This window comes from Lysobacter antibioticus, assembly GCF_001442535.1.
Taxonomy (GTDB): Bacteria; Pseudomonadota; Gammaproteobacteria; order Xanthomonadales; family Xanthomonadaceae; genus Lysobacter; species Lysobacter antibioticus.
Genome location: NZ_CP013141.1, coordinates 342,588 through 357,112, shown reverse-complemented (window position 1 = coordinate 357,112; position 14,525 = coordinate 342,588). Strand labels below are relative to the sequence as shown.

The window sequence follows — 14,525 nt, the reverse complement described above, 5'->3', positions numbered from 1 at the left end:
CTCAGGGCGTCGGCAGCTGCGGAATGCCGAAGTCGCGCACCACCGCATCGATGTGACCGACCGTGCCGACGATGCCGTCGACCTTCGCCGCTCCGCCGCGGGTGGCGATATAGGCTTCGGGCCGAACCACGGTGGTGTCGCTGCCGAGCTTGGACACGTCGCCGTCGAACTTGTCCAAGGCCTGGTGCAACTCGGTGCGCAAGCGCTCCAGTTTGTCGGTCGGCATGGCATTGACCCAGGCGACGAACTGGTCGCGCGGACCGGGCTCGTCGAGCTTGTAGCCCTTGGCTTCGGCATAACGCGCCAACAGCGTCACCGGGCTCCAGCCTTCGCCGCTCTGGTCGACCAGGGCCTGCGAGACCTGCGGACTGAACTTCGCATGCTCGAGGAACTTCGCCGAGGCCTCGTTCATGTGCGCATTGGAGTGCTCGATGCGGTCCTTCATGGTCAGGCCGGCGGTGGCGACCACGACCAGGCCGATGCCGACCGGGCCGAGCCAGCTGCCGGCGCCGAGCGCGGAAGCGAAGGTGGTGCCCGACAGCGCCGCCATGGTGCCGCCGACGCCGGCGGTCAGGTACATGCCGGCACGAACGTCGTCGCCCTTCTGGTGCGCCTCGACCGCATTCCAGTAATCGAAGCCGGCCGACAGATAGCCGAACACGCGGTCGGCGCGGGTCCAGCGGCCCGGATCGATGCTCACGCCGTTGAGTTTGTTGCCGGCGCCGAAACGGCCCAGGGTCGAGTCCTCGGTGACCATGCCCAGGCCGACCGCGAGTTCGGTGCCCTTCTGGCCCAGGTTGGCGGCGTCGACGATCGCCTTGAGGTCGTTCTTGTTGGTCAGGCTGAACTGGCCGTCGTTGGCCTTGCTCGCCGAGTTCATGAAGCCCATGGTCGCGAAGCCCAGGCCGACCATGCGCAGCAGCTGGCCGGCCGGCTGGTTCTTCTCGAACACCGGCCGGCTCGATTCGGCGGTGAAGCGGCGGTCGACGTTGTTCATCGCCTCGGCGTGGGTCTTGAGCTTGGCGATGATCTGCTCGGTGCCGTCGCCGGCCGCCGGCAGACTCTTCTTCAACTCGTCGACCAGCTTGACGTAGCTCTGGTACTTGCCGCCTTCGACGTCCAGGCCGAGCAACTTGATCAGCGCGGGGTTCTTGAGCTTATCGATCGACTGCTCGGCCTGCTGGATGCTTGCCGGGTTGCGCGGATCGTAGTTGTGCGCGGCCGAGAGCACGTCGTTGCGGATATAGGCATTGGCGATTTCCTTGCCGAGCTTGATGCCCTGCTCGCCGAACTTGCCGGTGTAGGCCAGGTTCTGCATCAGGCGTTTGCCGGCGAGGGAATCGATGTAGTCCGGATGCTGCTTCAGGGCCAGGCTGATCGCGTAGGCGGACTTGGTGTCGCCGAGAATGCCCTCGATGGCTTTCTTGGTCTTGTCCTGCTGGTCGGCCGGCGCGTTGCTCAGGCTATCGATCTGATCGAGCAGGGTCTTGCCCTGGTCGGCGACCTTGTTCTGCAATTCTTCGGCGGTCTTCGCCCAGCTCGAGCCGGCGCCGCTGGTGTAGTCCTTGATCGCCTGGTTGAGCTGGTCCGGCGTCATCGAACCGCCGTGGTTGTTGATCAGCCAGCTCAGTTCGTCGGTGTGCTTGGCGAGCTTGTCGACATTGCCGTTGACGCTGCCGGCGTACATCTGCACGCCCATGATCGCCGCGTCGACCGACTGCGGGCCGCCGTGGGCCTGCGCCATCGCGATCGACAGATTCGGACGCGCACCTTCGGACACGCCCAGATGAATCTGCGAGCCGTCCAGGGGCAGATCGGTCATGCCCTGGATCGCGATATCGCCTTCGGAAGTGCCGCCGATCTGGCCGGCGATGTGGACCAGCGAGCGGGTGCCGTCGATGCCGAGGCGGATGCTGTAGCCGTCCTTCTCGGCGCGGCCGAGGAAGTCCTTCAGGGCATCGACGCCGTGATCGGCCAGCGCGCCGGCGATGCGCGGCTCGGCGCCTTCGATCAGCTTCTCGAGTTTCTGCACGCTTTCCATCGGCTTGGAGGCCGGGCCGCTGCGCGAGTCCTTCCACGGCTCGCCCTTCAGCGAGTCGGTGAACGCCGGCCCGATCTTCTGCTCGACCACCGTGTCGAAGCCGTCGCTGGACAGCAGGCGGGTCTGCGCCTCGGGCGACAGCTTCGGCAACTCGCGGCTGAGCGTCTCGACCGCGCCCTTCGCATCCGGTGCGGATCCTGCCGCCTTGAGCGTGGCGTCGACCTCGTGCTGGATGCCGACTTCCTTGACCGCCGCTTCGGCCGCGGCCTTGCCGGCCGGGTCGTTGTCGTAGCGTTTGACGACTTCGGCGCCGTACTGCTGGATCGCCTTGGCGTCGAACGCGCCGCCGTTGGCGCTCGCGTCGAAATCGGCCTTGATCTCGGCGGCGATGCTCTTTTGCAGTTCCTCGCGCGCGGTCGCGCTGAGGCCGGCGTAGCCGGAACGGATCGGCTGGTAGTCCGGATCGTTGTGCTGGCGGGTATAGCCGCTGTCGAAGGCGGCGAGGTTGTCCTCGGCGTTGAGGTATTTCTTCATCGCCTCGTCGCTCTTGGCCTGCTCGGGCGACGGGTTCGGATCGGCCTTGGGTGCGGCGTGCTGCTTGATCGTCGGCACGATCAGGTCCTTGCCGGGATCGATCGGACCGTTGTCGATCTGGTTGCGCTCGGCGATTTGCTGCGCGGTGACCGGCGCTTCCGGCGTGCTGTATTGCTGGGCGATCGACTCCAGGGTGTCGCCGGCCTCGACCTGGTGGTACTCCTCCTGCGGCTGCGGCGGCGGTACCACGGCCTGCGCGGGAGCCTGCGGGTACTGCAGGTGATAGGGAACGCCATCGATGCTCGGAATGCCCATGGACTCGAACGCCTGCGAAGAGAGATCGCGGAATTAGATCAATCGATCGTCGTCTCGCCTAGCTAGGGCGAGTACGGATATGCACTGTCATCGCATTGACATGTGTTCGCGATGTTTTCGCATGTGCGTGTTTGTGCGCGATCTCGCGTTCGTGCTTTACGTCACGGACAAAAGATCGCTCTATCGCGTCCGAGTTTGCGCGCCAGAGTCGATCGGCGCTCAGCCGATGCCCGGCTCGCCGTCGATCCGGCATTTCGGGCAGCCGAACCGCTCATGGTGCGACCGGCGCGAGGACGCATCGCAGCCGCCAATCACAGAACGCCGCTGGGCTGCGGCCGCACCGCGCGATTGCGACGCAATGCCGCTGAAAACGCGGCAGGTTTACGGGCGATGACCGTGGCATAACCTTGCCGGGATTAGAGAGGCGGTTGCAGGGGATGCGCAGGATTGCGGAGACAGGCTCATGTCCAGACTCACCGTTTCTTCCAAGCGGTTGCTGTGCGCAGGCTTTGCCGCGTCGATGATGGGCGCGGGCCCGGCCGCGGCCGATTCGTTGTTGACCTATGTCGACCCGAACACCGGGCAGCGGCATACCTACACCGCCGCGACCGCCGATTTTTCGCTGCGTCAGGCCGGCGAATATCTGACGATCAGCGTGCAGGGCCGCGATGGCCGCCCGCCCTCGACGAGCGTGTTGATCGTGCCGCCCGCGGGGCAGACCCTGATTCCCGGGCGTTACTACGAAGCGCAATGTCCCGGCTTTTTGTTCGGCCGCACACCGGGACTGGTCGTGTCCGGATGGACGGGCTACGACTGCGGCGACGATCCCGGCCACGACGGCGACGAAAGTTGGGGCTGGTACGCCCTGCGGCAGATCCAACGCGATGCCGCCGGCACCATCACCGGCGCGGAAATCGCCTACAGCCAGCACTTCAACGGGCCCGACAGCCCCGCCGTGGTCGGCACCGTGCGTCATGGCGTCGAGCCGTTGTCGTTCGTATTGAACGGCCTGGTCGCTCCGGACACCTATTCCAACAAGGGCTTCTACGGCGACACCAGCTTCTTCGCATTGAGCGGCAGCACGACCGGCGTGCATTTCGAAGTCGCCGGCCGACGCGACACCTGGTCGGTCGGCATCAAGCCGCCTTGGGGGCAAACCTTGCGCGTCGGCACCTTTGCCTTGTCCGAATTCGCAGATGCGAGCCACGCCAGCGTCGGCGTCGACGGCGAGCCCAACGGCAGTTCCAACGGCGGCTACTGCCCCAGCGTGTCCGGTTCGCTGCAGATCAAATCGATCGGCTTCGACGCGGCCGGCAAGGTGACCGGGCTGTATGCGATTTTCGAACAGCGCTGCAGCGCGGATGCGCCGCAGAGCCTCAACGGGGTGATTCATTACCGCCGCTGATCGGCGTGCGGCGGTGCAGACCGATGCCGATGAGCCCGACGCGGCTCTGCGATCGGGCGCCGGAACCGGTTCATGAGCGCGCGTGAACCGGCTCCGGCGATCAGTCGTGCCCGCGGCGCAGGCGCCCGGCGCCTCTATCGCGCGCCTAGAATAGGCAGACACTGCGCCGCTGAACCGAGGAAGCCGCTTGTCCGCAGCAGATGTCCATGCCCGCGCCAACCGCCCCGGCAATGCGGGGGAAGTGTTTCGGGTGTTCCTGCGCCTCGGGCTGACCTCGTTCGGCGGCCCCATCGCCCATCTGGGCTATTTCCGCGAAGAGTTCGTACGCCGTCGCGGCTGGCTCGACGATGCGTCCTTCGCCCGCTTGTTGTCGATCTGCCAGTTCCTGCCGGGCCCGGCCAGCAGCCAGCTGGGATTTTCCATCGGCTTGATTCGCGCCGGCTGGCGCGGCGCCCTGGCGGCATTCCTGGCCTTCACCCTGCCCTCGGCGCTGCTGATGTTCGGCTTCGCCCTGTATGCGCCGCAGTTCCTGCACGGCCCGGTGGGCAGCGCCGTGGTCCACGGCCTGAAGTTGGTCGCGGTGGTGGTGGTATCGCACGGGCTCGTCGGCATGGCGCGGTCGCTGACGCCCGATCTGCAGCGCGTGGCGATCGCCGCTGGCGCGTGTGCCTTGGTGCTGCTCGCCGATGGCGCATGGTGGCAGTTCGCGGCCATTCTCGGCGGCGGCATGCTCGGTGCCTGGCTATGCCGCCCCGCGGCCTTCGACGCGGCCGCGACACCGCCACTGCGCTACGGACGACGCCTCGCCGGGGCCTGCTTCGTGCTGTTCCTGGTGGCGCTGGCATGCTCGCTGATTCCCTCGGGCAGCGCACCGTCGCTGCGCGGATTGGCCGGCGCCTTCTATCGCGCCGGCTGCTTCGTGTTCGGCGGCGGCCACGTCGTGCTGCCGCTGCTCAAGGACGAGCTCGTGGTCAACGGTTGGATCGGCGCGGATACGTTCCTGGCCGGGTATGGTGCTGCGCAGGCGATGCCCGGGCCGATGTTCACCCTGGCAGCCTACCTGGGCGCCAGCCTCGACCTCGGCCTGCCGCCGTGGTTGAGCGCCGGCGTCGCACTGATGTGCATTTTCCTGCCCGGGTTCCTGCTGCTGGTCGCCGCCCTGCCGGCCTGGACCGCGCTGATGAGCCGCCCCTGGGCGGCACGGACCGTCGCCGGCATCAATGCCGCGGTGGTCGGCCTGCTCGCCGCCGCGCTTTACGACCCGGTCTGGCGCGAGGGCGTGAGCGCACCGGCCGACGCCGCAATCGTCGCGGTCGGCTGGGTGCTGATGTGGCGACTGCGCCTGTCCGCCTTGTGGGTGCTCGCCTGGTGCGTCGGCGCGGCGGTGGCCTGGGCGCTGTCGATTGGCTCCCAGGCCTGAGCGAGCGGTGGTACTGGCGGCACGATGTCGTCGGCGCGAAGCTGACCGGTCTTGCAGCCTCAGCGGAGTACGCGATGAAGAAGTTCCTGGCCGTTTACCTGGGCTCGGCGGAAGCCTTCGAGCGCTCCGAATGGAGCAAGGCGCCGGACGAAGCCCGGCGCAAGCAACTCGAACAGGCCGGCATGAACGCCTGGGGCGCGTGGGTCGGCGCGCATCGGGCCAGCATCGTCGACCCGGGCACGCCGCTCGGCAAGACCAAGCGCATCGACGCCCACGGCGTTTCCGACAGCAGCAACCGGCTGACCGCCTACACCGTCATCGAAGCCGAGTCGCACGAAGCGGCGGCGCGCCTGTTCGAACGGCATCCGCACTTCACGATATTCCCCGGCGACTCGGTCGAGGTCATGGAGTGCCTGCCGTTGCCGGGCTCGCCTCTTTAGCGGACTGCGTTCAAATCTCGCTGGCGCAACGGCGCAAGGCCTCGATATCGCCGGCGACGAGGCACTGAAGATGCCGGGTGATCTTCTCGACCGGCCAGTCCCACCAGGCCAGCGCCTCCAGGGCGGCGATCTCGTCGGGCGCGAAGCGCTGCCGGATCGTCTTGGCCGGATTTCCGCCGACGATGGTGTAGGCCGGCACGTCGGCGACCACCACCGAGCGCGACGACACGACCGCGCCGTTGCCGATCCTGACGCCGGGCATGATCAAGGCTTCGAAACCGATCCAGACATCGTGGCCGACCACGGTATCGCCCTTGTACGGCAGTTCGCCGGGCTGGGGCATCACGCTTTCCCAACCGTGTCCGAAGATCTGGAAGGGATAGGTCGATAAGCCCGAAAGCTTGTGGTTGGCGCCGTTCATGATGAACTTGACGCCGCGCGCGAGGGCGCAGAACTTGCCGATGATCAGCTTGTCGCCGATGAACGGAAAGTGGTACAGCACGTTGCGCTCGAAGTTTTCCGAGCCTTCCGGATCATCGTAGTAGGTGTAGTCGCCGACGACGATGTTCGGATTCTTGATGGTGTTCTTGATGAAACACACCTGCGGAAACCCATCCATCGGATGAGTCTGTTCGGGACTGGGACCTTGCAAGACGAACTCCTGGACGATAGTTGGGCATCGCGCCGATACGTGTCGGGCGATCGCGCATCGTGCGATGGCGAGCCAGACGACGTCAGCGTTCGAAGGCCATGCCGACCGACGCCGGCGCGGTGAGCTCGAAACCGTATTGCGCGTACAGATGGCGCGCTTCGCCGTCGGCGATCAAACTGACATAGGCGGTTTCGGGCGCATGGTCGCGCAAATAGGCGGAGATGTCCTGCATGATCCGCTTGCCCAGGCCCCGGCCCCGATGGCCCGGCAACACCGCGATATCGACGACCTGATAGAAACAACCGTCGTCGCCGATTACCCGGCCCATGCCGATCGGCGCGCCGTCGCCGAGAATTTGCACTGCGAACAGGGTATTGGCCAGGCCGCGCGCGGCAGCGGTCTCGCTCTTCGCGCTCAGGCCGGAATCGACGCGGAGCATGCGATACACCTCGACGGAGGGGGTTTCGTGGATCGCGGTATAGACGGTCATCGGGCTCTCGACAATGAGTGAATGGCGCAGCGCGCGCGACTCGCGCTGGGCATCGCAAGTCCAACGGCGATCCCGACACCGAACGCATCCCGGTCGCGATATGCGCGGGCGCCAATGCTATCGCCGCATACCCGAATGCGGCCCGGCCCATGCGTCACTTCGCGCAAAAATCACGAATCGACCGCCCGGCGACGCCAAGACGCAAGGATTTTCCGGTATTTGGCGTAACCGCCCCCGTTCGGTACTCTTGCCCCAGCCACCCCCGGAACCGATATGCCAAACCTCGCTACGATCCTCAAAGACGAAATCGCACGTATCTCGCGCAAGGAATGCCGCCGCCTCGTCGACCCGCTGAAGAAGCAGGTCGCCGCCCAGCGCCAGGACATCGCCTCGCTCAAGCGCGAACGCGACAGTCTCAAGCGAGAGGTCGCCGCGCTCAACAAGGCGCTCAACAAACCCGGCAACAAAGCCGTCGCGGCCAAGCCGCAAGCCGAAAGCGAAGGCCGCCACCGCTTCTCCGCGGCCGGCCTGCGCACCTTGCGCAAGAAGTTGGGCGTGTCGGCAGAAGAGTTCGGCAAACTGATCGGCGCCAGCGGCCAATCGGTCTACAACTGGGAACAAGAAAAGGCGCGTCCGCGCCAGGCCTTGCTCCAACAGATCGCGGCCTTGCGCGGCATCGGCAAACGCCAGGCGCAGAAGCTGCTCGAAGCCGGCTGACGAAGTTCCGGGGATGGATGCGAGGCAGTCCCCGCTGCCGCCGTCGGTGGCGAACGTCATCGACGGCGAGCATCGCCGCGATCGCCCGGCCTATCCTGCGACGACGCGGCCTATTTGCCCGACCTGAGGCTCGCCACCGATCGGTTCGGGCAGACCAGGCGCAACAGGCCATGCCGCAGCAGGCCCGAGGCATCGAAGCCATGGCTGTCGATCTCGACCACGAAGCGCGGCTTGAACCACAGCGCGCCGGGTATTTCCCGGACGTCGGGATTCACCGTGACCGTCGGTTTGATCGTCCCGCCTTTCAGCCGCGACCCGAGCTCCGCGATCAGCACGCTGTCGAAATCGCCGCGCGCCTGGCCGGCGTAATGCCAGGCCGCCTTGCCTTTGGGTTGCGCGAGCAACAACGATCCGAAGCCCCGGTCCGCATGGCGCAGGCCGGGCGGGGTGTAGCCGACCACGGCGAACTGGCTGGACTGAAGCAAGCGCGTCTTGCGCCAGTCCGGGCTGCATCCGCGCATGTAGGATGCGAAAGCGCGTTTGGAAATCAGCCCGTCGAAGCATTGGTTGACGGTCACCGCGCGGGCGATGTCGCCGTTGCCGAGGATATGGCTGCTATAGGCCAGTTCCCGCGGCGCCTGTCGCAGCAGATGCTCGAGCACGGCCTTGCGATCGACCAGGGGCGCACGCTCGATGGCGATGCCGTCGATATGCAACAGATCGAACAACATATAGGTCAAGGGGTCGCAGCGGTCTCCCGACAACACCGCCTGCAGCGCGGCGTAATCGGCTTCGGCGCCGGCGCCGACGATCAGCTCGCCGTCGAAGGCCGCCGATTGCAGCCCCAGCCGCTCCAGCGCCTCGACGATACCCGGAACGCGCGCGGTCCATTCCGCGCCATCGCCCGACCACAGGCGCGCGCGGCCATCGGCGATCACCGCGAGCGTGCGCTGGCCGTGCCATTCCAGTTCGTGCAACCACTTGCCGTCGTTCGGCGGCGACGGCCCGGCCACGGCCCGTTGCGGCTCGAAGGCTTCGGCGGGCCACTCGGCCGGCTTCGCACCGAGCAACAGACTGGCCAAGCCGGCCCAGTCGATCTTGCTGCGCGCGATCTCCGCGACCGGTTCGATCCGGCCGGAAATATCGATGATCGCGGGCGCCATCGGGCGCGGGTCCCGCTTCGGTTCCGCAGCCGAGCTTCTATTGGTGGAAAAACCGTCTGGCGCGATGCGCTGGTCGGCGACATGCGGTTCCGATCGGGCGCGGTCCCGCTCGTTCGTGGGCCTGAAAGGTGCGTGCTCGTTAGTACCCAATGCGCTCGCTCCCTGCGGTCGGCGCCGCGACGACGCCACTAGTGTCCGCGATCCGCACGATCGCAGCTGAGGCTTGTGCGGCGAGATCGCCGTGATGCACGTCGCAAGCGTCCATCGCGGTTGCCGCAGCGACGCTCCAACGGTCCCGGACTAGCCGACCCCGCATCGGCGGCGAGATATCGTCATTGCGCTGCGATAAGGAAGCGGCGTCATGAGATCCCCCGCGACTCGGGCGCCCGGACCGAACGAATCGATCGAAACCCGCAACCGGCGTCTCTGATTACGCTTATACGCCTGCCGGTGCAGGGCAACCACTAACGACGCCGGCGGCTTCGCAAACATCGACGCACGTCAAACTAATGAGTGCGTTCACCCCGATGCGCCAGCTCACGACGGTCATCACTCGTTCTTGACACGGCTGCGAGTCGGGCCCGGCTCGACCGTTCGCCGCGGCCTTCGGCGGATGCGACCGTTCAACCGCCCTGGTCGGTGAAGCCGTGCCTGGCCGCGAGCTTGCTCAAGGAAATCGCTCCGCGCAGGCCGAGCTTCTTGTAAACGCGCGAACGGATGGTGCGCACGGTGGTTTCGTCGACCCGCAGCACTTCGGCGATCTGCCGGGTCGTGTACTCCTGCACGGTCAGCGCGGCGACCTCCTTCTCGCGCGCACTCAAGCGGCGGAACGGCGACAGGCCCAGCAGGACATTGCGCGGCAGGGCATCGTCGACGAACTCGTGTCCGGCCGCGACCTGGCGGATCGCGTACACCAGCTTGTGCGCGCTGCTCGCCTTGGTCAGATAGCCGCGCGCGCCGGCATCGAACAGCAGCCGCGGGATCGAACTGTCGTCGAGCCCGGAAACGATCAGCACCTTGCGCTCGGCGTTCTCGTGCAAGAGCTTGCGGGTCAGGCGCAGGCCGTCGGTATCGGGCAGATCGAAATCGCACAGCACGACATCGACGGCGAGCGTTGGAATCGCCGCCAGCGCCTGCGCGCCGTTACCCGACTCGCCGACGACGAGGATGTCCGTTTCCCGTTCGATGATCGAGTGCAAGCCTGTCCTGAGCACCGGATGGTCGTCGACGACATAGATCCGAATCATTCCGATCCTCTAATAAATCCATAGATCGGGGGTGCCGATACTCCAGTGTTGATCTTGCGGAACGACCGATGCGCATGGCGCATCGATAGGCAGCACAGGTCCTTCAATCCGAAGCCCTCGAAGTGTGGATGACGACAATGCAAGAAGCAAAATGTTCTATCCCACACATTACAACGCTACGGATCGATGGCAACGCGGCGATCGCAACCATGGGTTTCGCAACAGGCTTAGAAACCGAATCCGTGGCTACAAATCGTCTTCGTTCGTCTACAAATGTGGACTAGCGTCCACAACGATTTTTCGTTGACTCATGCCGCATCACAGTCCGTATGCGATAGTGGCTGCGCAAGGGACGGTGCCGTTGATAGAAGTGTTCCGCGCGGCCGAATCGAGCATCGCGGACGCGAACCGAGGCGAGCCGCGCGCACTCGATGCACGAAGGTTTCGCACGGCGGCACCGGCAAGGTTTTGCAGTCGATCGAGCAGGAAAGGAATCGCAATGAAGCCCGCAAGCACAGGAAGCATCGCCAAGACACGGTTCTGGTCCATGGCACTGCTGCTCATCGGCGGCTCGATGGCCACCGAAGCCAGCGCCCAGTTGGTCGTCAACGACCCGGTCAACCTCACCGCGCACATGCAGCAGATCGCCGAAGACGCGGTCGAGTTCGGCAAGGAGGCCAAGCGCTGGAACGACACCTACAGCCACTATCAGCAACAGCTGATCAAGCTGCAGCGCCTGAACTTCGACTCTCCGCAGATGGCCGACACGTTTCCGCTGCGTCCCGACGACTACGGCCTGCAGGACATGTGCCCCGCGGGCGGCGAGGGCGGCGGCGTGCGCGAGCGCATGACCGGCCTGCTGCGGCAGATCGCGCCGAAGATGGACGGCAACATCGTCGAAGAACAGAAGGCGATCTGCCAGCGCATGGTCCTGGCCGAGAACGCCAAATACAACGAATCGGTGCGGATGCTGAAGACCTTGATCCAGCGCAACCAGCAGTTCCAGCAGATCGAAGCGCAGCGCGACGGCGCGAGTTCCAACCAGGGCGCTTTGGCCGCCAACGACAACGAGGCGCAGCGCTTCATGGTGCGCACCTCGATGGACCTGGATTACTGGCAGGCGCGCATGAAGGCCTATAACGACTACATCGAATCGCTGAAGTGGGACCAGTCGCGTCTGGCCAAGCGCGCGCTGCAGGGCAATCGCGGCTCGCTGCTGGGCCAGGTGGTGCAGGCTGCGGCGCTCAAGGCCGCGCTCTCGAAGTAGACCTACCAAGCCGGGTCGCGACGACGCGATCCGGCCGCCACGATCCCAGGGGAAGGCGATGCACGGGTTCAACGGATTGAACGAACTGATCGATTGGATCGACCCCTACAGCCAATCGGGCATCGGCGATTTCGTCCTGTTCCAGTTGGTCAACGACTACCTGACCGACCGCATCGACGAGTTCGGCATGCAGCTGATGGGCAGGACCATGACCTGGGCCAGCAGCATCGCACTGGCCCTGGTCACGCTATGGATCCTGCTGATGGGCTATCGCATCGTCACCGGGCAATTGCGCGAACCGATGATGGCGCTGGTGACCAACGCCGCGCGCATCGCCGTGATCGTCAGCGTGGCGACGACGATGTCGTTCGGCGGCAGCGACCTGCACCGTTATCTGACCTACGACCTCGACCGCGAAATCCACGGCCTGTTCTCGGGCCGCAGCGGCAAGACCACGGCGCAGAGCATCGACGAGAACCTCGCCTGTACCCAGCTCGCCATGAGCGCGATCGACGCGGTCCAGGTCGTCCCTGGCGATCCCGAACTGCAGGACCGCAAGGCGCGCGCGGTGTTGTTCGCCGGGGTCGGGGCGGCCAGCCCAGCGATGTCGGCCGGCGCCATGCTGCTGATGTTCAAGTTCGCCATCGCCTTGTTCATCGGCCTGGGACCGTTGTTCGTCCTGTGCCTGATCTTTGACCAGACGAAGGACCTGTTCCGCCGCTGGCTGATGTACGGCATCGGCACCCTGTTCTCGATGGCGATGCTGAGCGTAGTGACCGGGATGCTGCTGGAGTTGATGGCGCGCGTGTCGGCGGCGCTGTGGGTGGCGAAGATCGGCGCGATCTGGGGCGTCGATGCCGAGGGCATCAGCAACCAGGCCATGCAGCAGGGAGGGCTCGGCCTGATCATGACCGTCGTCATCATCACCGTGCCGCCGTTCGCGGCCAATTTCTTCCAGGGCACGCTGGGCGGCTTCATGCAGTTCTCGGCATTCGGGAGTGGGGCGGCGGGGCGAGCTGGCGGGGCTGGGACTGGGGTTGGCGCACCCAATTCCCACGAAAGAACTAACAGTGAACGGGCAGGCGCCGTCACCGGCGCCTTCAACAGCGTCGGCGCTCGAATTTCTGGCGCTACAACCACACCCCACGACGGTTCGGTCGGCACGCCGGATCAAATCAGACGAGGCTGACCATGAAGATACCCCTGATCGTTCTGGCTATCGCCCTGCTTGGCATGCATCGCCAGGCTATCGCGGAAGGCGGTTGCCCTGCCGGCATGATTCCTTATTCGGGCACGTCGACTTCTTCATGCGGCCCGATACCCTCGGGTCCGAGCGGCTCCTGGCTACCAACGGCCAAATGGAAGAATCGCTGGGGTGCGGTAGCAGGTGACGACGCCAGGGGCGTGGTCGGTGCGGTGACCGATCTCCCGAGCAAACGAGAGGCAAAGCAGGCGGCCATCGAGAACTGCCGAAGTCGAGGCGGCGTCGAATGCACCCTAACGGTCGCCTACGTCAACCAGTGTGTGGTCATCGTCGCCAGCGACACCCGCTACGCCGCGACCAATGCGGAGAACGCTGAGGTTGCGGCCGAAATCGGCATGGAAAACTGCGAGAAGAAGAAGGACGGCGAGTGCCGACTCTACTACGCGGGCTGCAGCCGGCCCGTACGGGTTCGCTGAGCATGGTGCCGAAGTTAATAGGCGTGCCTCACCAGCCTCATCGGCGTGAGCGTTCATCTAGAAACCGATCATGACGACTCGATTTCTATTTTCACTCCTGTTCCTCGCTGTTTCGGGCATCGCCCAGGCCGAAGGCGGCTGTCTGGCATGATTCCTTACTCAGGAACGTCCACCGCGTCATGCGGCCCAGTACCGTCGGGCCCGAACGGCTACGGATTGCCAACCCCGAAATGGAAGAGTCGTTGGGGTGCGGTGGCCGGGGATGATGCCCAAGCAGTGGTTGGTGCTGTGATCAATCAGCCGAGCAAGCGAGAGGCGACCAAGGCGGCTATCGAGAACTGTCGAAGCCGGGGCGGCGTCGACTGCACTCTGACGGTCGCTTACGTCAATCAATGTGTGGTCATCGTCGCCAGCGATACCCGCTATGTCGCGGTCAACGCAAAGACAGCGGAGCTTGCGGCCGAGATCGGCCTGAAGGATTGCGAGAAGAAGAAGGACGGCGAATGCCGGCTTTACTACGCGGACTGCAGCCGGCCTTTGCGGGTTCGCTGAGGATTCACCGATGCACAGGACGAAGGAACGCCCATGCCCATAACTCTGCCCTCGCCGAACTCCACGGATTGGTTCGCCGAGGTGCGCTCGATCGAGAGCGCGTCGCTGTCGGCACTGATGATCTTCATCCTCGCCGTGGCCCTGGCAATGATCGGCATTCAGACCGGGATCGAGCCGCTTATCCATCTGTCGCGTTGGGTCGCGGCCGTATCGGCGCTGCTGCACGTGTGGGTCGCGCTGTCCGGAACGCGGCTGGCAGTGTCGGCCCGGCGTCACCTGATCGCGCGCTGGGGACGTACGCGTTCGGTCCGCCTGGCGCCGCTTCGGCGCGGCTTGCGCAACGTGACGGCCGGCCTGATCGCGGCCTGGGCGGTCGCGGTGTTGTTCGTGCTGATGGTGCCGTTCATGCGCCTGCCCGTGCACATTCCGGACGCTGGCTTGATCTACGCGTTATCGATCATCGCCTCGAGCATCCATGCGATCTTCGGCACCGCGCTGTACCGGCAGCTGGCCTATCGGCTGCAAGAGACGCGCCGCCTGCCCGCGGCGGGCCATATCCGCTTGTAGGGCGAAGGCGTCGGTCGGCCGCGACCGTGGAGTCG

Annotated in this window: 15 protein-coding genes; 9 read left to right on the top strand and 6 right to left on the bottom strand. The window is 65.4% G+C overall.

The features are described from left to right. Position 1: 1 nt before the first annotated feature. Positions 2-2,890 carry a LysM peptidoglycan-binding domain-containing protein gene (locus tag GLA29479_RS01480; RefSeq protein ID WP_057970559.1) on the bottom strand — a complete coding sequence of 963 codons (2,889 nt, stop codon included), beginning with the start codon at positions 2,888-2,890 and terminating at the stop codon, positions 2-4. 463 nt (positions 2,891-3,353) lie between these two features. Here GLA29479_RS01480 and GLA29479_RS01475 point away from each other — a divergent pair, with 463 nt between their 5' ends. The 3 genes from GLA29479_RS01475 (at position 3,354) to GLA29479_RS01465 (ending at position 6,155) form a co-directional block, all read left to right on the top strand. Then, positions 3,354-4,295, top strand: a complete 942-nt coding sequence (locus GLA29479_RS01475) for a hypothetical protein (protein ID WP_144436290.1) — start codon at positions 3,354-3,356, stop codon at positions 4,293-4,295. 187 nt (positions 4,296-4,482) lie between these two features. Next, entirely contained in the window at positions 4,483-5,715 is a 1,233-nt protein-coding gene (gene chrA, locus GLA29479_RS01470) for a chromate efflux transporter (RefSeq protein ID WP_057970557.1), read from the top strand. Positions 5,716-5,789: 74 nt separating this feature from the next. Next, complete coding sequence (locus tag GLA29479_RS01465; RefSeq protein WP_057919746.1) at positions 5,790-6,155, top strand: hypothetical protein; 366 nt, start codon at positions 5,790-5,792, stop codon at positions 6,153-6,155. Positions 6,156-6,165: 10 nt separating this feature from the next. Here the strand turns inward: GLA29479_RS01465 and GLA29479_RS01460 are convergent, their stop codons facing one another. Together GLA29479_RS01460 and GLA29479_RS01455 are read right to left on the bottom strand one after the other, a co-directional pair. Then, positions 6,166-6,807: a Vat family streptogramin A O-acetyltransferase gene (locus tag GLA29479_RS01460; RefSeq protein WP_082638194.1), complete on the bottom strand. Its 642-nt coding sequence runs from the start codon at positions 6,805-6,807 to the stop codon at positions 6,166-6,168. Between the two features lie 82 nt (positions 6,808-6,889). After that, positions 6,890-7,297, bottom strand: a complete 408-nt coding sequence (locus GLA29479_RS01455; RefSeq protein ID WP_057919748.1) for a GNAT family N-acetyltransferase — start codon at positions 7,295-7,297, stop codon at positions 6,890-6,892. A gap of 273 nt (positions 7,298-7,570) precedes the next feature. Between GLA29479_RS01455 and GLA29479_RS01450 the strand changes: the two genes are divergently transcribed. Then, positions 7,571-8,014 carry a helix-turn-helix domain-containing protein gene (locus tag GLA29479_RS01450; protein ID WP_057919749.1) on the top strand — a complete coding sequence of 148 codons (444 nt, stop codon included), beginning with the start codon at positions 7,571-7,573 and terminating at the stop codon, positions 8,012-8,014. 110 nt (positions 8,015-8,124) lie between these two features. Here GLA29479_RS01450 and GLA29479_RS01445 read toward each other — a convergent pair whose 3' ends face one another. The 3 genes from GLA29479_RS01445 to GLA29479_RS24185 all read right to left on the bottom strand — a co-directional run bounded on the left by GLA29479_RS01445 (position 8,125) and on the right by GLA29479_RS24185 (position 10,988). After that, positions 8,125-9,366 (bottom strand): ATP dependent DNA ligase, encoded by a 1,242-nt coding sequence (locus GLA29479_RS01445; RefSeq protein WP_144436289.1) that lies wholly within the window; start codon positions 9,364-9,366, stop codon positions 8,125-8,127. A 434-nt stretch (positions 9,367-9,800) separates the two neighbouring features. Beyond that, positions 9,801-10,424 (bottom strand): response regulator, encoded by a 624-nt coding sequence (locus tag GLA29479_RS01440; RefSeq protein WP_057919751.1) that lies wholly within the window; start codon positions 10,422-10,424, stop codon positions 9,801-9,803. A 318-nt stretch (positions 10,425-10,742) separates the two neighbouring features. After that, a complete protein-coding gene (locus GLA29479_RS24185) occupies positions 10,743-10,988 on the bottom strand; it encodes a hypothetical protein (protein WP_144436288.1) in 246 nt (81 codons plus the stop codon). Positions 10,989-11,067: 79 nt separating this feature from the next. On the opposite strand from GLA29479_RS24185, the gene GLA29479_RS01435 reads away from it, so the two are divergent. The 5 genes from GLA29479_RS01435 to GLA29479_RS01420 all read left to right on the top strand — a co-directional run bounded on the left by GLA29479_RS01435 (position 11,068) and on the right by GLA29479_RS01420 (position 14,490). Beyond that, a complete protein-coding gene (locus tag GLA29479_RS01435; protein ID WP_057920272.1) occupies positions 11,068-11,691 on the top strand; it encodes a hypothetical protein in 624 nt (207 codons plus the stop codon). 58 nt (positions 11,692-11,749) lie between these two features. Continuing rightward, positions 11,750-12,880: a TrbL/VirB6 family protein gene (locus GLA29479_RS01430; RefSeq protein WP_057970554.1), complete on the top strand. Its 1,131-nt coding sequence runs from the start codon at positions 11,750-11,752 to the stop codon at positions 12,878-12,880. 2 nt (positions 12,881-12,882) lie between these two features. Beyond that, positions 12,883-13,371 (top strand): DUF4189 domain-containing protein, encoded by a 489-nt coding sequence (locus GLA29479_RS23395; protein WP_057919753.1) that lies wholly within the window; start codon positions 12,883-12,885, stop codon positions 13,369-13,371. A 147-nt stretch (positions 13,372-13,518) separates the two neighbouring features. Further along, positions 13,519-13,923, top strand: coding sequence for a DUF4189 domain-containing protein (locus tag GLA29479_RS23390; protein ID WP_082638193.1), 405 nt, complete (start codon positions 13,519-13,521; stop codon positions 13,921-13,923). An 81-nt stretch (positions 13,924-14,004) separates the two neighbouring features. Next, a complete protein-coding gene (locus GLA29479_RS01420) occupies positions 14,005-14,490 on the top strand; it encodes a hypothetical protein (protein WP_144436287.1) in 486 nt (161 codons plus the stop codon). Positions 14,491-14,525: the final 35 nt, after the last annotated feature.